24 protein-coding genes and 1 riboswitch are annotated in these 22,009 nt (G+C 38.6%); of the genes, 5 read left to right on the top strand and 19 right to left on the bottom strand.

The genetic code is table 11. The annotated features are described in order from the left end of the window. Positions 1-52: 52 nt before the first annotated feature. The 5 genes from pcrB to G4D63_RS15805 form a co-directional block, all read right to left on the bottom strand. Positions 53-745, bottom strand: coding sequence for a heptaprenylglyceryl phosphate synthase (gene pcrB / locus G4D63_RS15825; protein WP_163180660.1), 693 nt, complete (start codon positions 743-745; stop codon positions 53-55). Between the two features lie 352 nt (positions 746-1,097). Continuing rightward, positions 1,098-1,595 carry a hypothetical protein gene (locus G4D63_RS15820; protein ID WP_163180659.1) on the bottom strand — a complete coding sequence of 166 codons (498 nt, stop codon included), beginning with the start codon at positions 1,593-1,595 and terminating at the stop codon, positions 1,098-1,100. Between the two features lie 254 nt (positions 1,596-1,849). Then, positions 1,850-2,152 (bottom strand): YerC/YecD family TrpR-related protein, encoded by a 303-nt coding sequence (locus tag G4D63_RS15815; protein WP_163180658.1) that lies wholly within the window; start codon positions 2,150-2,152, stop codon positions 1,850-1,852. Positions 2,153-2,181: 29 nt separating this feature from the next. Next, the gene (locus G4D63_RS15810) at positions 2,182-3,237 is read right to left on the bottom strand and encodes a DUF3048 domain-containing protein (protein ID WP_163180657.1); all 1,056 of its coding nucleotides are present in this window, start codon (positions 3,235-3,237) and stop codon (positions 2,182-2,184) included. Between the two features lie 69 nt (positions 3,238-3,306). Beyond that, positions 3,307-5,049 (bottom strand): adenine deaminase C-terminal domain-containing protein, encoded by a 1,743-nt coding sequence (locus G4D63_RS15805; RefSeq protein ID WP_163180656.1) that lies wholly within the window; start codon positions 5,047-5,049, stop codon positions 3,307-3,309. Between the two features lie 104 nt (positions 5,050-5,153). Here G4D63_RS15805 and G4D63_RS15800 point away from each other — a divergent pair, with 104 nt between their 5' ends. After that, complete coding sequence (locus tag G4D63_RS15800; RefSeq protein ID WP_163180655.1) at positions 5,154-5,414, top strand: YgaP family membrane protein; 261 nt, start codon at positions 5,154-5,156, stop codon at positions 5,412-5,414. Positions 5,415-5,488: 74 nt separating this feature from the next. After that, on the top strand, positions 5,489-5,593 hold the full coding sequence (locus tag G4D63_RS22295; protein ID WP_338083666.1) for an EYxxD motif small membrane protein: 105 nt from the start codon (positions 5,489-5,491) through the stop codon (positions 5,591-5,593). Here G4D63_RS22295 and purD read toward each other — a convergent pair. The 14 genes from purD to G4D63_RS15730 all read right to left on the bottom strand — a co-directional run bounded on the left by purD (position 5,571) and on the right by G4D63_RS15730 (position 19,475). After that, positions 5,571-6,836 (bottom strand): phosphoribosylamine--glycine ligase, encoded by a 1,266-nt coding sequence (purD, locus tag G4D63_RS15795; RefSeq protein WP_163180654.1) that lies wholly within the window; start codon positions 6,834-6,836, stop codon positions 5,571-5,573. The two genes, G4D63_RS22295 and purD, sit on opposite strands and share 23 nt — an antisense overlap. Positions 6,837-6,851: 15 nt before the next feature. Continuing rightward, positions 6,852-8,390 (bottom strand): bifunctional phosphoribosylaminoimidazolecarboxamide formyltransferase/IMP cyclohydrolase, encoded by a 1,539-nt coding sequence (purH, locus tag G4D63_RS15790; RefSeq protein WP_163180653.1) that lies wholly within the window; start codon positions 8,388-8,390, stop codon positions 6,852-6,854. Continuing rightward, entirely contained in the window at positions 8,387-8,965 is a 579-nt protein-coding gene (purN, locus tag G4D63_RS15785) for a phosphoribosylglycinamide formyltransferase (protein ID WP_163180652.1), read from the bottom strand. Before purN ends, purH begins: the two co-directional genes overlap by 4 nt. Continuing rightward, entirely contained in the window at positions 8,962-10,002 is a 1,041-nt protein-coding gene (purM, locus tag G4D63_RS15780) for a phosphoribosylformylglycinamidine cyclo-ligase (protein ID WP_163180651.1), read from the bottom strand. Before purM ends, purN begins: the two co-directional genes overlap by 4 nt. Before the next feature lie 182 nt (positions 10,003-10,184). Then, on the bottom strand, positions 10,185-11,597 hold the full coding sequence (gene purF, locus G4D63_RS15775) for an amidophosphoribosyltransferase (protein WP_163180650.1): 1,413 nt from the start codon (positions 11,595-11,597) through the stop codon (positions 10,185-10,187). After that, a complete protein-coding gene (gene purL, locus G4D63_RS15770; RefSeq protein ID WP_163180649.1) occupies positions 11,573-13,795 on the bottom strand; it encodes a phosphoribosylformylglycinamidine synthase subunit PurL in 2,223 nt (740 codons plus the stop codon). The genes purF and purL overlap by 25 nt, the downstream gene beginning before the upstream one ends. Continuing rightward, positions 13,779-14,462: a phosphoribosylformylglycinamidine synthase subunit PurQ gene (gene purQ / locus G4D63_RS15765; protein ID WP_163180648.1), complete on the bottom strand. Its 684-nt coding sequence runs from the start codon at positions 14,460-14,462 to the stop codon at positions 13,779-13,781. Before purQ ends, purL begins: the two co-directional genes overlap by 17 nt. Continuing rightward, complete coding sequence (gene purS, locus G4D63_RS15760; protein ID WP_163180647.1) at positions 14,459-14,713, bottom strand: phosphoribosylformylglycinamidine synthase subunit PurS; 255 nt, start codon at positions 14,711-14,713, stop codon at positions 14,459-14,461. Before purS ends, purQ begins: the two co-directional genes overlap by 4 nt. Next, complete coding sequence (gene purC / locus G4D63_RS15755) at positions 14,706-15,425, bottom strand: phosphoribosylaminoimidazolesuccinocarboxamide synthase (protein ID WP_163180646.1); 720 nt, start codon at positions 15,423-15,425, stop codon at positions 14,706-14,708. The genes purS and purC overlap by 8 nt, the downstream gene beginning before the upstream one ends. A 72-nt stretch (positions 15,426-15,497) precedes the next feature. Further along, positions 15,498-16,790: an adenylosuccinate lyase gene (purB, locus tag G4D63_RS15750; protein ID WP_163180645.1), complete on the bottom strand. Its 1,293-nt coding sequence runs from the start codon at positions 16,788-16,790 to the stop codon at positions 15,498-15,500. Continuing rightward, on the bottom strand, positions 16,787-17,935 hold the full coding sequence (gene purK / locus G4D63_RS15745) for a 5-(carboxyamino)imidazole ribonucleotide synthase (RefSeq protein ID WP_163180644.1): 1,149 nt from the start codon (positions 17,933-17,935) through the stop codon (positions 16,787-16,789). The genes purB and purK overlap by 4 nt, the downstream gene beginning before the upstream one ends. Then, positions 17,919-18,407: a 5-(carboxyamino)imidazole ribonucleotide mutase gene (gene purE, locus G4D63_RS15740; RefSeq protein WP_163180643.1), complete on the bottom strand. Its 489-nt coding sequence runs from the start codon at positions 18,405-18,407 to the stop codon at positions 17,919-17,921. The genes purK and purE overlap by 17 nt, the downstream gene beginning before the upstream one ends. Positions 18,408-18,528: 121 nt before the next feature. Then, positions 18,529-18,631: riboswitch (purine riboswitch) on the bottom strand. Between the two features lie 90 nt (positions 18,632-18,721). Continuing rightward, positions 18,722-18,937 carry an NETI motif-containing protein gene (locus G4D63_RS15735; RefSeq protein ID WP_163180642.1) on the bottom strand — a complete coding sequence of 72 codons (216 nt, stop codon included), beginning with the start codon at positions 18,935-18,937 and terminating at the stop codon, positions 18,722-18,724. Beyond that, positions 18,930-19,475 carry a DUF2179 domain-containing protein gene (locus G4D63_RS15730; protein WP_163180641.1) on the bottom strand — a complete coding sequence of 182 codons (546 nt, stop codon included), beginning with the start codon at positions 19,473-19,475 and terminating at the stop codon, positions 18,930-18,932. Before G4D63_RS15730 ends, G4D63_RS15735 begins: the two co-directional genes overlap by 8 nt. Positions 19,476-19,624: 149 nt before the next feature. Here G4D63_RS15730 and G4D63_RS15725 point away from each other — a divergent pair, with 149 nt between their 5' ends. From G4D63_RS15725 to G4D63_RS15715, 3 genes are all read left to right on the top strand, one after another. Beyond that, entirely contained in the window at positions 19,625-20,068 is a 444-nt protein-coding gene (locus G4D63_RS15725) for an Hsp20/alpha crystallin family protein (RefSeq protein WP_163180640.1), read from the top strand. A 59-nt stretch (positions 20,069-20,127) separates the two neighbouring features. Then, complete coding sequence (locus tag G4D63_RS15720) at positions 20,128-20,694, top strand: hypothetical protein (RefSeq protein WP_163180639.1); 567 nt, start codon at positions 20,128-20,130, stop codon at positions 20,692-20,694. 128 nt (positions 20,695-20,822) lie between these two features. Beyond that, the gene (locus G4D63_RS15715; protein ID WP_239586005.1) at positions 20,823-21,830 is read left to right on the top strand and encodes a DUF3231 family protein; all 1,008 of its coding nucleotides are present in this window, start codon (positions 20,823-20,825) and stop codon (positions 21,828-21,830) included. Positions 21,831-22,009 lie beyond the last annotated feature (179 nt).

Below are 22,009 nucleotides of genomic sequence, written 5' to 3'. Positions count from 1 at the left end.
TTTAAACGAACAAATGTTCCGATATCATTTTACTATAATCCGTATCGTAAATCTATGAATTTTCTTTTACAGCTGCGACTGTTTTGAGGGCCTGTCCAATATCACTATATAGTAGGTTTCCAACAATAACGGTATCTGCTGCGGCACCCATTTCTTTTGCTTGCTCAATGGTTTCAATGCCTCCACCATAGAAAAGTCTGCTAGTTTCTAATACGTCACTCACTTTTTGAACTAAGTTTGGATCACCATAAACGCCGCTATATTCCAAATAGAAAATAGGTAAATGTAATAGTTTATCTGCCATCCTCGCATAGGCAATGACTTCTTCATCACTTAAGTCTGTTTTAGCATGAGTAAGGTCAGCAACCTTTGAGTCTGCATTTAATACACAATATCCTTCTGCAAATATTTCATCCCAGTTCATAATGTCCCCAAACTCTAATAGAGCCTGATGATGAAGGTCTAAAATCCATTTTCGATCGCTACTATTAAGTACCGTTGGGACAAAGTAAAAGTCATAGCCAGGTGTAATAGAATCTACCGTCGATACCTCAAGCACACAAGGCACAGAATATCGTCTCACACGAACAAGCATGTTAAGAACATTATCCTCTGTGATCCCATCACTACCACCAATCATCACTGCATCCGTTCCTGACTCGCACACTCTCTCCAAGTCAGCATCACTAATCTCTTTATTAGGGTCAAGCTTGAATATATGCTTCCATTCCTTTATATCGTACATAAGTGATCCTCCAAATTTCATTTCCAGTAACATTATATCAAAATAAACAACAAAACACCTTTTCTATCAGTGGGTTTCTATTGGAAATATTTTAGATATGACTTAAAGTCCCGGATAGATAATAAAATAACTTTACTCATATGAGGCTTATACGGAATAATTAGGCAGAAAGGAAGTAAGTGTAGCTTGTAAATGACCGGGTTATTTCTTTCAGGCCTTTAACACATTAACGCATTGGGGGCCAGGCCCCCTTCACATTAAAGTATTAAAGAATACAAATCCAAAAAAATAGTCCCCTGAGGGACTATTTTTTTGGATTTCCCCTTCCTTAGCTTATTTGCTTTGACCTTAATCAAATAATCTTCGGTTGGGAGTTCACTATTTCTGATTTTATTTTTTCGTCTACCTTTAGGAAGGTTATTTCACTTAAGGCTAACACTGTGTGTTCTTGTTGGTTTGTAAATGTGTTCATATATGGGGCTGTAATTGTGTGTAGCTTCCAGTCTCTATAGTGAGCGGTTAAGAGTAAACTATTTTCACAGATTGAGAAATGTACTCGTTTTATGATTGGATAGTTGTCCCATATGATGTTCTCTACCTGTTTAAAGGTAAAAGGCATGGCTTCCCACTTTTTAACCTTAATTTGTTCTTCTATATGCTTTTTCTCTTCGTGATTTATTAATAGATTAAAAACTCTGTTGGTAAGAAAGATTGAAATTTCACCTAGGTGTCCATGCTCGTTAAACGTAAAATAGATTTCTTGATTGTGGTTAACACTATCAGAAATAAACATGCCACCCTCAGCATCAAATTCAATGACTTTGTTTACTTTTACATACCGTTTATCCATTTGAGTTCCCCTGTCTATAATTGACTAATATATACAGTATGAATCGATTTTTTAAAGTTTAATCTAAACAAATACTAACAAATTTCGCGTTTTTCCATTTATTAGGGATTTTGTAAAATAACATATACGATAAGAATAAGGGAATCTTCGTTCCAAAAAACTCGCTTTCCGCGGGCGGTTGGTGAGCCTCCCACTACAATCACCATTCCCAAACAAAGCTAAAATAAAAAAACAACGAGAACTAGCTCTCGTTGTTATTTCTCTTCCTTCTCATATACACGATCTAATGCCATTTGATAGGCATCATTTCCATAGTTTAAACAACGCTTCACTCGGGAAATCGTTGCAGTACTTGCCCCTGTTTCTGTTTCAATCTTGTGATAAGTAAATCCTTCTCTTAACATTCTTGCCACTTCTAAACGTTGCGCTAAAGATTGGATTTCATTAACTGTGCATAGATCGTCAAAAAAGCGGTAGCACTCTTCAAGATTTTGTAGAGAGAGAACAGAATGGAATAATTGGTCCAATTCTTTCCCACGCAGTTTTTCTATTTGCATTTTCCTTACCCCTTTATCATACCGAATAATTAATTAGCGGTTTCCGTGAACGTGACAGCTTCGAGACTAGGAACGATGTTAATCCATGTTTTACCTGGTACAAGTCCAACCGGCTGATCATTCACGTACGGCAGGATTCTTCCATCTACATTCTTCCATTGTACCTCTTGCTTTTTCCCTTTTTGAAGGAGATATGCGTTACCACCAGACACTAGGTCTATATCACGACGTCCTGCATTATCAAGAACTTTATGTGATGTTTCTAAAATAAAGACATTATCAAGTAAAACCGGCTCTTCAGAATCTAAATCTGTTGTTGATTCATTTCCTGCATAGCGGTAATATTTTTGCAACTCATTATCATATTGATAATCAACAATAGTAGATTCTGCCTTTGAGTAGGCAATCTTTGCTTTTACAGCAGCTTCACCTACTATCGATTCTAGCTGATCAGCCTTTAAAAATGGTAATGGCTTTTGATCATGAGTAGTAGCATAATTATTTTCAACTGCACCTTTCATGATATTTTCAAAAGTAATGTAGGAGTTGTGAGGAGCTTTTCTAAAACTCGCTCTTTTGAATAGTATACCGTCGTATTCCATGCCATTTATATTATCAATTTCCCCAGCCTGCAGCATTTCCTTTGCATCAGGGCTAAAGCCATGAGCTACATAAAAGGTATCATATCCCTTACTAAGCTCAATATAATAATCTCTGGCACTTCTGACAGGACCTACTTTTTCCGGTAGTTCACTTTGGAAAATAGCCAGAAGTCTTGTAATGCTTCCTTCAGCTAAAACTTCATAGACAATATCTGCTTTATGAAGTCCTGATTGTGGTCTTGCTTTTGGATCATTGTTAATCATGACAGCAACCGTTCGCTGATCAACTAAATTGTCTGTACCAATCCCTGTTAAAGGATATACGTAATCTGGTACAGCCTCTTCTATCTCGTCTTTTATATCAGTCTCTACTGTCTCTTCCTCTTCTGGTTCAACACTAACCGGCTTTGCTTCTTCCTTTGAGCAGCCTGACCCTATAATAAATAATAGAATTAGTGAGATACTAAAAATGATTCGATTCATAAAAGACACAACCTTTTTCCCATTTTATTCTAGATTCCCTATTTTAGATGAAGAATATACTTTTTTATTTTAACGCATTATCGTAGGAAAGAGTACCATTTTCTTCATCACATCATAGATGCCCATTGGAGTCACTCTTATATATGGAAGGTGAGTGGATGATAAAAATAATAGGCTGTAAACTGGGTCAAGGTATAAATAGCCTCTCTCCTTCATTAAGGCTTTGAACTCTTTTTCTAAAGGAATTAACTCTTCTAAAGGAAGATTGGACATTCGACCTGCTAGTGGTAACGCAAGCTCAAAAATGACCTTTCCATTTTCAACGAGTACAATGCCTCCTCCTAACTCTTTCATTCTCTTAAAGGCGAGTAGCATATCGTCCTTTTTCTTTCCGATTAAAATAAAATCACCAGTGCTAGAATAAGAACTTGCTAGTCCATGTATTTTATTCGCAAACCCTTTTATAACCGTATTTATTCTCCATTTTCCTTTTTGATCGACTAGTAACAGGAAGCTTTCGTCATGTTCTTCAGAAAGCTCTTCTACCGAAGTATCTAATTGCATTGAATACGGCTTCATAATAACTGCATTTTCCATTTTCATTCCAAGTGCCATAGAAAACTGAAGATCATCATTTGTTAGCTCCCAGTCAATCTTCAATTTGCTAAACCCGCTACCCTCCCAAGAGTATGGCGAGTTATTATAGATTGGTTGCTCATCACGACGTAACCACTGACCTTTTGCCATTACATGAACAGGCTTTGGCTGATCCTTGCTTGAAAGAAAGTTAATGTTAGCAACTTTGCCTGTAGCAATATGTCCCATATAGTGATCTAAGCTATAATATTTCGCCACATTATAGGAACCCATATGATAAGCATCTATTAAAGGAATACCGCTATCTATTGCCATTTTAATCATAAGATCGATAAAGCCTTGTTCATAAAAAGATGGTGTAGAACCATCGGTTGTAAACATAAGTGAGTCAAAACTTTGTAATTGCAATGCTTTCATTTCTTCTAATAAGTATGGTAAATCAGGACGAATGGAAGAATAGCGAAGTGCTACCGAATAACCATGCATAAGTCGATTATAAATATCCTTCCCCGAAATTGATTCATGATCAGCATCAGCACCTAGTAGCTTAAGCTTCATTAGTGTTCGTTCAGAGGCACCAGGAAAGTGGCCTTCAATTAATTTATTATGATACTTGGCCTCTTGGATCCAGTGAAGCATCATGTCATCACCATCTAACAGTCTCGGCCAGCCTGTCAGCTCTCCCCCTTGTAAAACATCATCTCGTTCTAACCAAGCTTTTATATTAACGGAGGAGAACAGTTCCTCCTCATTTGCAAGCTCTGATTGGGAATCAAAACGGCACCACCAAAATATTGTTTGGGGCAACTTTTGAAAATTATCCATTATAGTAAACGCTTTCTTTTTTTGTAATTCAGAAAAAAGTATAAGATTATCATTAATAAGTGTGGTTGTACCAAATTGTGATGAATATTGAGCGATGGAGTGGGGATTATAAACTTGAAATGGATGCGAATGTGGTTCAATATATCCCGGCACAAGATATAGCTCTTGGCAATCTACAATCTCGGTTTTAAGTTCTATTTTAGGCATTAAGTCGCCAATATACACAATACGGTCCTCATAGATCCAAATATTGGCCTTTAACCATTGCTTTAGACCTGAGTGAAGAAAGGTGGCATCTTTTAATACCATTGTCGGTGGATACTTACCATCTAGGACATCAAGATGTCTGCGTAATTGAAGATTTCTCCAGCGATATCGGTGATCGTTCATCCACTTTCCTCCTTTCTAGTTCTTTCTTATCATCCTACCATATTTCACAGAGTAAAGCATTAAAGAAAAGGTAGAATGAATCATAAATAATTTGAGGTGAAAACATGAAACCTAATATCGGATTGGTTAACGCTTTATTGAGACTTACCTGTGGTTTTACTATGCTTGCATGGTCAACAGCAAGACTAGCTAAACGCCCTTATCGTGAAAGATATTTCCTCGTTGCCATGCTTGCTGCCTTGAAGATTGGAACGGGAATTGTCCGTTACTGCCCATTCACGAATTTATTTAATGAATATCAAGAAAAACAGCAACAAAATAACAGTCAAAACCAAGAAGAAGAATTCACTGGTAATCCAACATAATCGGCACAACATCTACTTAATGAGAAAAAAATATCCCCTTGCCATGGCAAGGGGCTTATCAAAGGAGTGATTATATGTTTTGGGAATATGTGATTGATATGTCCTTTGTACTTATTTCTGTTATTGGCGGAATAATAGCTATTAGCTATGTGTATCTTAAACGGAAACGTGTGCGTTAGCCTTTTCACCAATATCCTTTCGATAAAACAAATGGTCTGTGTTTACATGTTGAAGCTGACTATACACTAGCTGTTGTGCTTCTTTAATTGTTTTACCAGATGAGGCGAGCAGTAATACTCGACCTCCGTCAGTAACGAGCTGATTTCCTGAAAGGGCAGTTCCTGCATGAAAAACGTTGGCGGTTGTTACTTCTTCAAGCCCAATAATTGGGTTTCCTTTTTCATACTGTTCAGGATAACCCTTTGCAGCAACAACTACACCAACTACAGCCTCTTCAGACCACTTCATTACCGGTTCTTTTCCAGCTAATATGTCTAATAGATTTTCAACAAGGTCACTTTCTAATCTCGATAACACCACTTGTGTCTCAGGATCACCAAATCTCGCATTAAACTCAATAACCTTTGGTCCTTCAGCTGTTAACATTAATCCAGCATAAAGTATTCCTGTAAAAGGAGTTCCCTCTTGAATCATCCCATTTGCTGTAGGCTTTAAAACCACTTCCACAGATTGTTTGATAATTTCATCACTTATTTGTGGAACAGGAGAATAAGCACCCATTCCCCCAGTATTCGGCCCTAAGTCACCATCGAATACCCGCTTATGATCTTGTGCGATTACTAAAGGATAAACCCTGTCTTCTTTGACAAAAGCCATTAAAGAAAACTCTTCTCCTTCTAGGTATTCTTCAATAACTACCTGACGACTAGCACTTCCAAACCGTTCGTTAAGCATCATTTCCTTAATACTTAACAATGCTTCTTCATTTGTCATTGCAACAACTACACCTTTACCTGCTGCAAGGCCATCAGCCTTAATGACAATGGGAGCACCCTTTTTCTCTATATATGCTTTAGCTTCTTCATAATGAGTAAATACTTCGTACTCAGCAGTAGGAATGCTGTATTTCTTCATTAAATCCTTTGCAAAACCCTTACTGCCTTCAATCGCAGCAGCATTTTGACGGGGGCCAAAGACTGGCAACTGTTCTTTTTCAAAACGATCAACAATACCGTTTACCAATGGTCCCTCTGGTCCAATAATGGTTAAAGCAATCGAATTTTCTTTTGCAAAAGAGATTAGTTCTTCATGATTTAGTTCATCAATAGGAACTAATGTGGCTACATCCGCCATTCCTGGATTACCCGGTGCTACATATACATTTTTAACAAGAGGGCTACTCGCAGCCTTCCAAGCAATTGCATGCTCTCTTCCACCACGACCTACTACTAGTACATTCATCTTAAAGCCCTCCTTTTAGTGTTTAAAATGTCTTATTCCCGTAAACACCATAGTAATTCCATATTCATCTGCCTTCTTAATTGAATCCTCATCACGAATAGATCCACCAGGCTGGATAATCGCTGTTACACCAGCTTTTGCAGCAGCTTCCACGGTATCATCCATTGGGAAAAATGCATCAGAGCCTAATGCTGAACCCTTAGCCTTCTCCCCCGCTTGTTCGATTGCTATCTTTGCAGCACCCACACGATTCATTTGTCCTGCTCCAATACCAATCGTCATATCATCCTTTGCTAATACAATGGCATTAGACTTGACATGCTTAACAACTTGCCATGCTAGCTTTAAATCCTTCCACTCTAAGTCCGTTGGTTGACGCTTAGTCGGAACAGTAATCGTCGCATCATCAAAAGATAAATGATCCGTTTCTTGAACAAGAACTCCACCACTAACGGTAGTTAGACGGTTCACAATCCTTTGTTCAGCATTAACATCTACCTGTAATAACCTAAGATTTTTCTTAGCAGTGAGAATTTCAAGTGCCTCTGGCGTAAAATCAGGGGCAATGATGATCTCAAGGAAGATCTCTTTTAGAAGGATTGCCGTTTCAGCATCAACTGCACGGTTCGCTGCAACAATACCACCGAAAATAGAAACTGGGTCCGCTTCATACGCCTTTTGGTAAGCAGCTTGGATTGTTTCTCCCACTCCTACTCCACAAGGATTCATATGCTTAACTGCTACAACAGCAGGATCTTTAAATTCCCTTACAATCGTTAGTGCTGCGTCAGCATCATTAATATTGTTGTACGATAATTCTTTTCCATGTAATTGCGTAGCTGATGAGATTGACCCTTCAACAGGTAAAGAACTTTGGTAAAAAGCAGCCTTTTGATGAGGATTTTCCCCATAACGTAAACCTTGTTTTTTCTCATAAGTGACGGTTAATAATTCAGGCGACTCTTCTCCAACTTGATTTGTTAAATAATCAGCAATCAAAGCATCATAAGCAGCTGTATGACGGAATACCTTCGCTGCTAGGCGTTGTTTTGTTTCAAAGCACACTTCCTTTGAAGCTGAAATTTCGTCTAGTACTACCTGATAATCTGCTGGATCTACCACAACCGTTACAAAACGGTGATTCTTTGCAGCTGATCGAAGCATGGAAGGACCACCGATATCAATATTCTCGATGGCATCACTATATGTTACATCTGGCTTTTGAATCGTTTCTTTGAATGGATATAGATTAACAACGACTAGATCAATCGGTACAATTCCATGTGCTTCCATTGTTTGCTTATGCTCTTCATTGTCACGGACTCCTAATAGTCCACCATGAATCATGGGATGAAGAGTTTTCACGCGCCCGTCTAACATTTCTGGGAAATTAGTTACCTCTTGGATTCCAATCACATTAATTCCATTTTGTTCTAAAAGTTTACTCGTACCACCAGTAGAAATAATTTCTACACCTTGCTCAACTAAGCTTTTTACAAATGGAACTAAACCGTCTTTATCAGATACACTAATAAGTGCTCTTTTTACTGTCATGAATGATTACCTCCAGCTACCAACTTCTTTATTGTGTTTGGATATAAAGAATGTTCGATTGATTGAATTTTTACTTGTAGACTCTCGTATGTGTCATGATGTTCTATTCTTATCGCTTCCTGATCGATAATAGGCCCAGTATCCATCCCTTCATCTACAAAATGGACGGTTACACCTGTTATCTTAACTTTTGCTTCAAAGGCTTGACCGATCGCATCTTTCCCCGGAAATGATGGTAAGAGGGAGGGATGAATATTAACAATTTTCCCTTCATAAGCCCTTAAAAGGGTTTCACCTACTAAACGCATATAGCCCGCTAGGATCAGCCAGTCAACTTGTTGTTCTTGAAGAGCCTCTAGGATTGCTTCTTCATAGTGCTTTTTAGATTCAAAGGATTTAGGTGAGGTCACAAAGGTAGATATGTTTTCTTTATTTGCCTTTTCAATTACCTTAGCACCTTCTTTGTCGCAAACTAACAAAACTACTTCAGCTGGAAGTGCATTATTTTTTACAGCATTAACGATTGCTTGAAAATTACTGCCATATCCCGAAGCAAAAATAGCTAGTCGACTCATGCTAACGAGCCTCCACCAAATGTTACCCCTGTACCCTCTTTTACTCGTCCAATAATATATGGCAGTACTCCTTGTTCTTCTAATTCACGGATGACAGGAATCAGATCACTTTCATTAACAGCTAACACCATACCTATTCCCATATTAAAGATGTTGAACATTTCTTCTTGTGAAAGTTCGCCTTCTCTTTGTAACACATTAAAAATTGCCGGTATTGGCCAAGAGCCTTGATCGATTTCTGCTCCACAATTTTCTGGTAGCATTCTCGGAATGTTTTCGATAAATCCACCACCAGTGATATGAGCCATTCCTTTAACTTGGTATTTTTTAAGTACCTGCAAAAGTGGTTTTACATAGATACGTGTAGGCTTTAAAAGCTCGTCACCAAGCTTACCTTCAAGCCCTTCTACCTGTTGATCTAGCTGAAACCCAGCCTTCTCTAGTAAAATCTTTCTAACAAGTGAAAAACCATTGCTATGTAGTCCACTTGACGTAAGACCAATTAAGCAATCACCAGCTGCAATCTCAGCACCAGTGATAATGTTTGATTTTTCTACTGCCCCTACTGCAAAACCTGCTAGGTCATACTCTTCTACGTCATACATGCCTGGCATCTCTGCTGTCTCTCCACCAACTAGTGCACAGCCTGCTTGTTCGCAGCCATCGGAAATCCCCTTAACAATCGCCTCAATTTTCTCAGGAAGTGCCTTTCCACAGGCAATATAATCTAAGAAAAATAATGGCTCTGCTCCTTGAACCACAATATCATTCACACACATAGCAACAGCATCAATACCAATCGTGTCATGCTGATCCATCATAAAAGCAAGCATAAGCTTCGTTCCAACTCCGTCAGTCCCAGACACAAGAACCGGCTCCTTTAGGTTTAGGCTTGATAAATCAAACATTCCACCAAAACCACCAATGCTACTCATTACGCCATTACGCTTTGTCCGTTCCACATGCTTCTTCATACGTGAGACCGCTTCATAACCTGCCTCTATGTCAACTCCAGCTTCCTTATACGAGTTCGCCATCGTCCGTCCATCCCCCAATAGCCATAAAGCGACGTACCCGTCGCTTTATCTAGTAATATTTTTTATTTATAACTAAAATACGTCACTTCAATCCACTTTGCCACTTTAAAGCACCGGGGGCCTGGCCCCCGATGCTTTAAAGGGCTAAAGAAGTCATTAAAGAAGTTATTGTCAGTACACTTCTAGCATTTTTCATGCGGGTGTAAGGTATCTGGGTATATTTCAGTTGGGTATTTGCCTGTGAAGCAGGCTAGGCATTGCCCTTTGTTTTCATCTTGATCTGGTCTTCCGATTGCATTTAGCAAGCCTTCATTACTTATAAATGAGAGTGAATCGGCTCCTATGATTTGGCGAATTTCTTCGACTGATCTTGAGGATGCAATCAGTTCCTCTCTTGTTGAGGTATCGATTCCATAGTAGCATGGATTTTTAATAGGAGGTGAACTGATTCTTACATGAACTTCAGTTGCACCTGCGTGACGAAGCATGTTTACAATTCGGCGGCTTGTTGTACCACGAACAATTGAATCATCAACCATCACGACACGCTTACCTTCTACTATCCCTCGTACTGGAGACAGCTTCATTTTCACGCCTTGTTCACGTAGTGATTGTGAAGGCTGAATGAAGGTGCGCCCTACATAGCGGTTCTTAATCAAACCAATTTCATAGGGAATTCCCATTGCTTCTGCATAACCAATTGCTGCTGAAATACTAGAATCAGGAACACCAGTAACCACATCAGCTTCAGCTGGTGCTTCTAGAGCTAGCCATCTGCCTAAGCTTTTTCTTGCACTGTGAACATTGATACGGTCCACATTACTATCAGGTCTTGCAAAATATATATATTCCATACTACAAATGGCTCTACTTTGGAAGCCAGAGAAACGCTCTGAACGAATTCCTTCATCAGAAATAATAATTAGTTCTCCTGGTTCTACCTCACGCTCATATGTTGCACCGACAACATCAAATGCACACGTTTCAGAAGCCACTACATAAGCATCGCCTAAACGACCAAGTGAAAGTGGACGCATTCCTAATGGATCAAGAGCAATCATCATTTGGTCCTCTGTCATCACTAAAAATGCATAGGCACCCTTAAGCATCGACAGGGCATTCTTCATTCTTTCATTTAGAGGTAAATTACCACCACGTTTAATTAAGTGCGCTAATACCTCTGTATCAGATGTTGTCTGAAAAATACTACCTTGACCTTCTAGCTGATGTTTTAATGCATTTGCATTTACCAAGTTTCCATTATGAGCTAAAGCTAATCCACCACTTTGGGAACGGAATAATAGTGGCTGCACATTTTCATAGCCACCGCCACCCGCTGTCGCATAACGAACATGACCGATCGCTGCCTTTCCATAAAGCCCGCTCATTTCTTCTTGCTTGAACACCTCAGTTACTAAGCCGGTTCCTTTGATGGTGTTAAGCTTCTCTCCATCTGTGACAACAATCCCAGCACCTTCTTGTCCTCGGTGCTGAAGACTGTGTAGGCCGTAATATGTGATTTGGGCAGAATCTGGATGGCCCCAGATTCCAAATATCCCACACTCTTCGTTTAAGCCTTTGAGTTCAGCAAGCATGGGATCGCCCCTTTCCAAGCTTGAAGTAATGTTTCTACTGATGCATTTATTGAATTAGCTTCGTTAACAGCGATTACAAGCTTTCCATCATTCGTTACATTTCCTACTAATGTAGCAGCAACTAGCTCTTCAAAACGCTCTTTATTCTCAGGACTTACCGTTACCACAAAACGTGATTGCGTTTCACTGAATAACATAACCGTTGCATCACCAGTGAGCTGAACATCTGCACCAAATTCAGTTCCAAATACTGATTCAGCAAGAGCAACTCCCAGTCCACCTTCAGATACATCATGAGCTGATTGCACGACACCTGCACGAATTGCTCCTAATAATGAAGATTGTCTTTCTGCTTCAACCTCTAAGTCTAAAGCAGGAGCTTTTCCAAAAATACGACCATACGTTAATTTTTGTAACTCACTTCCGCCAAACTCTGCCTTTGTTTCACCTATTACATAAATTAAATCCCCAGCTTGTTTAAAGCTTTGCGTTGTAATATGATCGAGATCTTTAATTAATCCTACCATTCCAACTGTTGGAGTAGGATAAATCGCCGTTCCATTTGTTTCGTTATATAAAGACACATTTCCACTAATAACCGGTGAGTTTAATGCTGTACAAGCAGCACTCATTCCATCTACAGCTTTTTCCAACTGCCAGAAAATTTCAGGCTTCTCTGGATTACCAAAGTTCAAGCAATCTGTAATGGCAATCGGCTCTCCACCAGAACACACGACGTTACGTGCTGCTTCAGCAACAGCAATCTTGCCACCAACCTCTGGATCTAGGTAAATATAACGAGAATTACAGTCAGTAGTCATCGCTAAAGCTTTTCTAGTTCCACGTATACGAACAACTGCCGCATCTGACCCTGGTGAAACAACCGTATTAGTTCTAACCATATAATCATACTGATTGTAAACCCATTCCTTACTTGCAATGGTAGGTTGTGATAAGAGCTTCTCTAATGTTTCCTGTACGTCATCAACAGCAGGTATGTCGTTTTCCATCGCCTGGAATTCACGGTAGTAAGCAGGCTCTGCAGAAGGCTTATGATAAACCGGTGCATCTTCCGCTAATGCATCAACCGGAACGTCTGCTACTACTTCTCCTTTATGAACAAGGCGTAACCTCTTATCATCTGTTACAACCCCTACTGCCACAGCTTCCAAGCCATACTTTTCAACGATATCTTGAATTTCTTTTTCTCTACCTTTTTGAACAACAATCAGCATACGCTCTTGTGATTCAGAAAGCATCATTTCGTAAGCCGTCATACCTGTTTCACGTTGTGGAACAAAATCTAGATTCATTTCAATACCAGATCCACCCTTACTTGCCATCTCTGCTGAAGAAGAAGTAAGACCCGCTGCACCCATATCCTGAATTCCAACAAGGGCATCACTTTGAATGATTTCTAGACTTGCTTCAAGTAAAAGCTTCTCCATAAATGGATCGCCTACTTGTACTGCTGGACGTTTTGCTTCAGAAGCTTCCGATAGTTCCTCTGATGCGAACGTCGCTCCATGAATTCCATCACGACCTGTTTTTGCCCCAACATACATGACAGTATTGCCGATTCCTGTTGCCACACCTTTTTTAATATCCTTATGATCAATTAACCCCACACACATTGCATTTACAAGTGGATTTCCATCATAAGAAGGGTCAAATTGTATTTCTCCACCAACTGTTGGAATCCCTACACAGTTACCATAGCCAGCAATACCCGCTACTACATTTTCAAATAGATATCTCATACGAGGAGTCGTCAGCTCACCAAAACGTAATGAGTTTAATAGAGCAACCGGACGAGCTCCCATTGAGAATACGTCACGAATGATTCCACCTACACCAGTAGCAGCACCTTGATATGGCTCAATCGCTGAAGGATGGTTATGACTCTCCATCTTGAACACAACCGCTTGTTCATCACCGATATCTACAATACCAGCACCTTCACCAGGACCTTGAAGAACACGTTCACCTTTTGTTGGAAACTTTCTTAATACCGGCTTAGAATTTTTATAACTACAATGCTCTGACCACATAACAGAGAATAATCCCAATTCTGTATAGTTAGGTAGGCGACCAATAATCTCTTCAACAAGAGCAAACTCCTCGTCACTTAGTCCCATTTCACGGTAGATCTTCTCACTTTTAATTTGTTCAGCTGTTGGTTCAAGCAGTAACGACATGAGTGTTCCTCCAATTCTTTAAAATTGATTTAAAAAGCTTTAGTCCATCATCACTACCTAATAGTGAGTCAACTGCACGCTCTGGGTGTGGCATCATCCCAAGTACATTTCCTTTTTCATTTACAATCCCTGCAATATTCGAAAGGCTTCCGTTTAAGTCGTCCTGATAACGGAACACGATTTGGTTTCCTTCTTCAAGCTTTTGTAACGTGAATTCATCACAGTAGTAGTTTCCTTCACCGTGAGCAACTGGAATACTTATCACTTCGCCAGTTTCATAGCCTGAGCTAAACATAGATGCAGCATTTTCAACTACTAGATTAACGGGCTGACAGATAAACTTTAAATCTTTATTTCTTCTTAAAGCACCAGGTAAAAGCCCTGCCTCTAATAAAATTTGGAACCCGTTACATACACCCATAACTGGCTTTCCTTCCTCAGCAGCCTTTATTACAGCAGCCATTACCTTAGAAAAACGTGCAATTGCTCCACATCTTAAATAATCTCCGTACGAAAAACCACCTGGTAAAAGAATGCCATCATATGAATCTAGTGACTCTGTATCATGCCACACATACTCAACTTCTTCACCTAACTCATCCTTAATCGCATGAAACATATCAACATCACAGTTAGAACCTGGGAAGACAATTACTGCAAATTTCACTTTGCAACAACCTCCTCAACTTCATACGTATAATCTTCAATCACTGTATTTGTTAAGAGACGCTCACACATTTCCTTTACAAGCTCATCAATTGAATGATCAGACTTTTCAATGGTTAATTCTAAGAACTTACCAATACGAACATCTTGAACCTCTGTATAAGACAAGCTATGAAGTGAACCCTTTACCGCCGTACCTTGTGGATCTAAAACACTTTCTCTTAACGTAACGAATACCTTAACTTTATACATGTGATGCTCCCCCTAATCGTTCTAATAGTTTTTCATAAGTCTCTGTTAAATTTCCTAAGTCTCTTCTAAACACATCTTTATCTAGCTTTTCATTTGTATCCTTATCCCATAAACGACAAGTATCAGGTGAAATCTCATCAGCTAGCAACACAGTACCTTCACTGGTTAAGCCAAACTCAAGCTTGAAATCTATTAATCTTACATTTCTTTCATCAAAATAAGGAACAAGGACTTTATTAACACCTAGTGCCTTTTCCTTTAACTCCTCTACCTGCTGAGCAGTAGCAAGGTTCAAAACCTTAATATGATCTTCATTGATTAGCGGATCACCAAGGTCATCGTTTTTATAGTAGAGCTCAACTATTGGAAATGGAAGTGCCTGACCTTCTTCAAGACCAAGGCGTTTAGCTAGTGAACCTGCTGCAATATTTCGAACAACCACTTCTAAAGGAATAATACGAACTCTTTTAACAAGCTGTTCAGTTTCTGAAAGCTTTTCTACTAGATGAGTAGGAATCCCTCTTTCGTGTAGCATGTCAAATAGTAAGCATGTAATTGTATTATTTAGACGGCCTTTACCAGTAATAGTTGCCTTTTTCTCGCCATTAAAGGCTGTTGCACTATCTTTATATTCTACCCATACGATTTCCGAATCAGTAGTTTGATAGATTCTCTTTGCTTTTCCTTCGTAAAGTAACCCTAGCTTTTCCACTCCAAATCCCCCTAATTATTGTTCAGAATGTAGGGGAGGCTCTAATCTAAATCCTCCCTCTTGAGCAATATCTTATAATCCTACTCGATCAAAAATAGTATCCACCTGCGAAAGATGATAGCTATAATCAAAACAATCATCAATTTGCGCTTGAGAAAGTCTTGATGTGATGGTTTCCTCTGCCATTACAATTTCCTTAAACGAGGTTTGCTTTTCCCAAGCCTCCATTGCTTTTGGCTGAACCGTGTCATACGCTTCCTCTCTTGACATACCTGCATCAATTAAGGCTAGTAACACACGCTGTGAGTATATAAGACCAAAAGTGCGATCCATATTACGCTTCATATTTTCAGGGAAAACCGTTAAATTCTTAATAATATTTCCAAAACGGTTTAACATATAATTTAAAGCAATTGTTGCGTCTGGTAGGATAATTCGTTCTGCTGAGGAATGTGAAATATCACGTTCATGCCAAAGTGAAACATTTTCATAAGCAGTTAGCATGTGACCACGAATTACTCTTGCAAGGCCAGTCATATTTTCAGATCCAATTGGATTACGCTTATGTGGCATAGCCGATGAGCCCTTTTGACCTTTAGCGAAAAATTCCTCTACTTCTCTTGTTTCACTCTTTTGAAGACCACGAACTTCTGTAGCAAACTTTTCAATAGAAGTCGCAATTAAAGCAAGTGTTGACATATAGTGTGCATGGCGATCACGCTGCAGAGTTTGAGTTGAAATCGGTGCTGCTTGTAACCCTAGCTTTTCACAAACATAGCTTTCAACAAATGGGTTAATATTTGCATACGTTCCAACTGCCCCAGAAATCTTTCCGAATTCAATTCCCGTTGATGCTGCTTCAAAACGTTCAACATTTCGCTTCATTTCCTCGTACCAAAGAGCAAGCTTTAGTCCAAATGTTGTTGGTTCCGCATGAACACCGTGTGTTCTCCCCATCATTACCGTATATTTATGCTCTAATGCTTTTTCCTTTAATATATCCACAAACCGATTGAGGTCCTGTTTTAAAATATCATTTGCTTGTTTCAGTAAGTAAGATAAAGCAGTATCAACCACATCAGTAGAGGTTAATCCGTAATGAACCCACTTCTTCTCTTCACCTAGAGTCTCTGATACTGAACGAGTAAAGGCTACAACATCATGTCTAGTTTCTTCTTCAATCTCTAGTATTCTTGCAATATTAAAGGATGCGTTTTGACGTATTAACGCTACATCCTCCTTTGGAATATCGCCAAGCTCTGCCCAAGCCTCACAAGCTAAAATCTCAACCTCTAACCAAGCATTATAACGGTTTTCATCCGTCCAAATAGCACCCATTTCTGGTCTTGTATAACGTTCAATCATTGTTTTACCTCCGCTTTTTCATTCCATATTGTTAATTGTGAAAGATCGCTTAATATTTCTTCAACATCTTCACCTAAAAAGGTAATATGTCCCATCTTTCTTTTTAGCTTTGCTTCTTCTTTACCATATAAATGAACCTTACCTTTTCCAAGGAATTCATACTGCTCTAGAGTAGGTTCGAGATGCTCGCCTAGTAAATTCACCATAACAGTTGGTGTTAATAGTGTCGTATCTCCTAAAGGTAGATTACATACCGCTCTAATATGCTGTTCAAACTGTGAGGTAACACATCCCTCTATGGAATAGTGACCTGAGTTATGAGGTCTAGGCGCTAGTTCATTTACATAAATCTCATCATTTACTAAAAACATCTCCACTGCCAATGTTCCTATTAAACCTAGTCCATCTGCAATCACTTTGGCAACAGATTTTGCCTTCTCCGCTACTTGGGCATCCACTCTTGCCGGCACTATCGTTTGATGAAGAATATTATCCTTATGAATATTTTCTGCAAGGGGCAATGTCTTTGTTTCTCCACTAGGGTTTCTTGCAATAATTACCGAAAGTTCCTTCTCAAAAGAAACCCAGCCTTCAACAATACACTTACCGGTTGTTAATAGGTCGTAAGCAGCAACTTTATCTTCATGAATTCTAACAACCTGCTGTCCCTTCCCGTCATAGCCTCCTCGGCAAGTTTTGATTATACAGGGAGTTCCAATTTTCTCAACAGCTTGGTCAAGCTCCGCCTTAGTGTTTACGATTGCAAATGGTGCAACCTTTATACCTAATTCATTGATAGAATTTTTTTCTGTTTCACGGTCCTGAGTAATTCTTAACAACTCTGTACCCTGTGGCAAATATGTATTTTCATATAGCCATTTTAAAGCTTGGTGATCAATGTTTTCAAATTCATAGGTGATAACATCACTAATATTCGCAAGCTTTTTGATACTGTCAAGGTCATGATAAGGAGCAGTAATTTCAATATCAGCAAGTTGCCCGCAAGGACTATTGGGAGTCGGATCTAACACCGCAATTTTATATCCCATTGCTCGCGCAGCAATGGCCATCATCCTCCCTAACTGTCCTCCACCAATGATTCCAATCGTGCTTCCAGGCATAACCTTTTTATACAAGTTGATCACTCATTTCTATTGCCATCTGCTTCATCTTTTCTCTTCTCACCTGTAGTTGGTCTGCAAGATCTGAATTTGATACACTCAGGATTTGTGCAGCTAATAACCCAGCATTTGTTGCGCCAGCTTTACCAATTGCGACAGTTGCCACTGGAATTCCTCCAGGCATTTGGACAATAGATAATAGTGAATCCCAACCGTTTAGAGCCTTTGATTGAACAGGTACTCCGATTACAGGTAAAGTTGTTTTTGCGGCAATCATTCCTGGCAAATGTGCAGCCCCTCCAGCACCCGCAATAATCACATTCAATCCACGCTCTCTAGCTTGTTCCGCATATTCAAACATTAAATCAGGTGTACGATGTGCAGACACAACCTTCTTCTCATATGGAATGCTTAGCTCTTCTAAAATTTCACATGCATGCTTCATGGTCTCCCAATCTGACGAACTCCCCATTATTACCCCAACTAACGGCTTCAAATTGCATCCCCCTTTTACCTCATAACTCTTTATACGAAAAAAGCACCCTAAGTAAATTCTTCCCTATAAAAGAGAAAGCAATTTACTTGGGCACTTTAATGCTCCAAAAATACACGGAGCTCCCCGTAACACTTTCCCTCATAGTCCAATAAATTATCGGTTATTGGGTAGAAACTTATGGGCCATAATCCCAAAATTATACGAGGTAAACTAATCTATATAATTGTTGTTTAATTTTTATTTTCCTATCTTATGATATCAGCTAGAGCCATTCATTGCAATGAGAAATTCGAACAATCAATAGAAAAAGGTATTTATTGTTCGTCTTTTTCAGTTAATTTCCCTTCAAATACAATCATTCTTCCACACGGTTGAATATCTTTTACACCGTCCGTCACAGTTTCATGAAATTCCGGTTCTTCCATTCGACGTATAGGTGTATAGCCTTCCTGCTCCATTCTTTCTAAGCAGTCGTTTATTGATTCATGTTCTTCAACATGAAATTTCTTTTTAGTAATTTTTTTAGCCATTTTTCAACTTCCCTTTCTTAACGTTTTTAACCCAGAAGCCCCCATAAATAGTCTTAGGTTCATAAGATATAATGAACGCTCCAGGATCAAGTTCTTTAATCGTCGTATATAAAGCAAGTTCATATTTTCGAGGAGTTAAGATTTGAAGTGACATCCGATCTCCCTCAAGACCATGAGCCTCCCAACTAGTGACTCCATATCCTTTTTCACGCAACTGTCTTGGAAGATCTTTATTATAATCCTTAGTAATCACATTGGCTGTGATATACCCCAATGCAAGCTTCTCTTCAATCTTCATCCCAACTATAACACCAATTCCATAGCCTACTGCATACGCAACTAAATTTTGGATTTCATTTAAGTTTTCCAACACTAACCCTAATCCTACAACATAAATGACAACCTCAATCATACTTAAGAAGGCTGCATAATATCGATAACCCTTAAGCGTTAGGATCATACGAATTGTAAAAAAGGAAACATATACAATATTTATCAATAATATGATAATGATCATAGCTAGTCCACTTTCTATCATTTCCTTCACCTCTTCTTCTTACTATTACTATACCCAACTCTTAATCCATATTGTATCAAAGATTATAGACCCATGATAGATGAGGTTATAGGCACATAACAATGCCTATTACATATTATGTAGGAGCAAACTTTAAAGAGGTGACGCTTATGTTAAATAATCATCCATACTTAAAGGATTTCGCCAACTGGAAGGACCAATTTCAAGGTTTTTTTGGCGATGATTTTTGGAAGAATTTTGATGGAATGTTTCAAAATCAACTCACCCAGTACAACTTGTATCAGGGTGAAAATGAACTGCTCTGTGTAGTAAATATCCCGGGTATTAATAAATTGGACGATATTGATTTGTTTGTAAATCAACATGTATTAGAAATAGAAGGTAAGATCAATTTAAATTACAAAGGTTTTAAGCTTATACAAGAGGGAATTTTTCAAGGAAATTTCAAGCGCAATATAGAACTTCCTTATATTGTGAGAGATGACAGAATAGAAGCAAGCTATCAACAGGGGCTATTAATCATTCACTTACACAAACAATTTCCTGCTGATGGGAAAAAGAATAAAGTGGCGATAAAAAGTGTTGATGAATAATTAGTATGTAACAAATTAGTAAACCCTTCGTCTATTTAAGGTGAAGGAGTGAACCATTCATGCAAAGTACAAAAATATTATCCGTATTAATTTTACTTTTTATTACTATTACTATTACTATTACTATAATGACAAAGCCTATACCAACACATGCTTGCTCATGTGCTGCCTCACCTTCCATTAAGGAGGAACTAGATCGTGCAGATTCGGTGTTCTCAGGTAAGGTGGTAAATATTAAAGAAGACTCATTAAAAGAACTCGAGCCAATCAAAGTAACATTCCAGGTACATGAGATATGGAAGGGTGAAAATACACCTCAGCATGTCGTATATACAGCTAGAGATTCGGCAGGCTGCGGTTTTAATTTTTCCATAGATGAAAGCTATTTAGTTTACGCCACACAAAGTGATACGTTAGTAACAGGTATTTGCTCATTAACTAAAGAGTTATCCCGTGCAGACGCTGACCTCACCTTGCTAGGTGAGGGAAAAAAACCAATTGATTCCTTTGAAACGATAGGTAACCAAGATGAAACTATTGCCTCCACTACAACTTGGTTGATTCTTTCCATAATGTTTGGACTTGGTTTAATCCTCCTTGCTTATAATCTTAAAAGGAGGACGTAATATTTAAAAAGAAAAGCTTGGTTCATCATTTGAATCAGGCTTATTTGTATGAAAATAAAACATAAACATATGTTTTTATGGTAAAGCTACGGTTATTATATATGTTTTAAAAGGAAGGTGTTATATTATTGCACAACGTTATTTTGTCCACCTCGGAAATGGCAAATTTATGGACTACATACCAAAATGATACATTAGCAACTGCTGTACTTCCATATTTCATAAATAATGTAGAGGACGAGCAAATAAAAGATGTTTTACAATATGCGATAACTTTATCACAACAACATTTAGATTTTTTGAAGAATCTTTTTACAGAAGAGAAGTTCCCTCTACCCGTTAGCTTCACGGAGAACGATTATAACCACTCCGCTCCAAGGTTATATTCTGATTCCTTCTATCTATATTATTTAAAGAACATGGCATTCATAGGTGGCAACGGTTATAGTCTCGCTTTAGGTAATTCAGCAAGGGAAGATATAAGAAATTTCTTTACGAATTGTGTTTCAGAATCGTCAAATTTATACAATAGGAGTGTAAATGTCCTTCTTGAAAAGGGCCTCTTTATCAGACCTCCACAAATTAATTTGCCTAGGGAAGTAGATTTTGTTTCAAAGCAAGGGTTTCTTTCAGGATGGTTTGGTGAGAGACGTCCTCTTACCTCAATCGAGATTATGAACTTATTCTTTAATATAGAGAGAAATGATCTAGGACGTGCATTATTAACTGGATTTAAGCAGGTTGTCAGATCCAATGAGGTAAAAGAATTTTTAACAAAAGGGGTTCAGGTTGCATCGAAGCATATTGAAATTTTTGGTTCTTTACTTAGCGAAGCAGGTCTTCCCACACCTATGGTTTGGAATACTCTGCCGACCGATTCCACAACTGCTCCCTTCTCTGATAAACTCATTATGTTCCATTCAGCTGCATTAACTGCCGCCAGTACAAGTCACTATGGCACAAGTCTAGGTTCTAGTCCAAGGCGTGATTTAGGTCTTCATTACACTCGGCTTATTTCTGAAGTACTTAAGTATGGTGAAGATGGAGCAAATATTATGATTAATAATGGTTGGCTTGAACAACCACCAAGTGCTTTAGATCGTGAAAAATTAGCAAATGGAAATATAAATCCTTAGGAGCCTATTCATATCATTCCTACCTTAATGAAAGAGTAGGTACCCTGACTACTCTTTTTCATCTTTAGTTCTCATATACATTTAGTCCTCTAGTCTTTGTTGTATACTCTTTAGCACTTCGTGCTCAAAATACAAAAAAGAGTAGCTACATGAGCTACTCTTTTCATCTTTGCTTGGCG

It is taken from the genome of Bacillus mesophilus (assembly GCF_011008845.1).
Taxonomy (GTDB): Bacteria; Bacillota; Bacilli; order Bacillales; family SA4; genus Bacillus_BS; species Bacillus_BS mesophilus.
This window is presented reverse-complemented; position numbering and strand designations above follow the sequence as displayed.

Excerpts from the sequence above, each read along its gene's own strand:
- G4D63_RS15720 (WP_163180639.1), top strand. The coding sequence starts at position 20,128 with ATGCAAAGTACAAAAATATTATCCGTATTAATTTTACTTTTTATTACT.
- G4D63_RS15735 (WP_163180642.1), bottom strand. The coding sequence starts at position 18,937 with ATGGCTAAAAAAATTACTAAAAAGAAATTTCATGTTGAAGAACATGAA.
- purS (WP_163180647.1), bottom strand. The coding sequence starts at position 14,713 with ATGTATAAAGTTAAGGTATTCGTTACGTTAAGAGAAAGTGTTTTAGAT.
- pcrB (WP_163180660.1), bottom strand. The coding sequence starts at position 745 with ATGTACGATATAAAGGAATGGAAGCATATATTCAAGCTTGACCCTAAT.
- G4D63_RS15805 (WP_163180656.1), bottom strand. The coding sequence starts at position 5,049 with ATGAACGATCACCGATATCGCTGGAGAAATCTTCAATTACGCAGACAT.
- G4D63_RS15725 (WP_163180640.1), top strand. The coding sequence starts at position 19,625 with ATGTTAAATAATCATCCATACTTAAAGGATTTCGCCAACTGGAAGGAC.
- G4D63_RS15800 (WP_163180655.1), top strand. The coding sequence starts at position 5,154 with ATGAAACCTAATATCGGATTGGTTAACGCTTTATTGAGACTTACCTGT.
- G4D63_RS15815 (WP_163180658.1), bottom strand. The coding sequence starts at position 2,152 with ATGCAAATAGAAAAACTGCGTGGGAAAGAATTGGACCAATTATTCCAT.
- G4D63_RS15810 (WP_163180657.1), bottom strand. The coding sequence starts at position 3,237 with ATGAATCGAATCATTTTTAGTATCTCACTAATTCTATTATTTATTATA.
- purD (WP_163180654.1), bottom strand. The coding sequence starts at position 6,836 with ATGAATGTACTAGTAGTAGGTCGTGGTGGAAGAGAGCATGCAATTGCT.
- G4D63_RS15820 (WP_163180659.1), bottom strand. The coding sequence starts at position 1,595 with ATGGATAAACGGTATGTAAAAGTAAACAAAGTCATTGAATTTGATGCT.
- purB (WP_163180645.1), bottom strand. The coding sequence starts at position 16,790 with ATGATTGAACGTTATACAAGACCAGAAATGGGTGCTATTTGGACGGAT.
- purL (WP_163180649.1), bottom strand. The coding sequence starts at position 13,795 with ATGTCGTTACTGCTTGAACCAACAGCTGAACAAATTAAAAGTGAGAAG.
- purF (WP_163180650.1), bottom strand. The coding sequence starts at position 11,597 with ATGCTTGCTGAACTCAAAGGCTTAAACGAAGAGTGTGGGATATTTGGA.
- G4D63_RS15730 (WP_163180641.1), bottom strand. The coding sequence starts at position 19,475 with ATGATAGAAAGTGGACTAGCTATGATCATTATCATATTATTGATAAAT.
- G4D63_RS22295 (WP_338083666.1), top strand. The coding sequence starts at position 5,489 with ATGTTTTGGGAATATGTGATTGATATGTCCTTTGTACTTATTTCTGTT.
- purH (WP_163180653.1), bottom strand. The coding sequence starts at position 8,390 with ATGACAGTAAAAAGAGCACTTATTAGTGTATCTGATAAAGACGGTTTA.
- purM (WP_163180651.1), bottom strand. The coding sequence starts at position 10,002 with ATGGCGAACTCGTATAAGGAAGCTGGAGTTGACATAGAGGCAGGTTAT.
- purN (WP_163180652.1), bottom strand. The coding sequence starts at position 8,965 with ATGAGTCGACTAGCTATTTTTGCTTCGGGATATGGCAGTAATTTTCAA.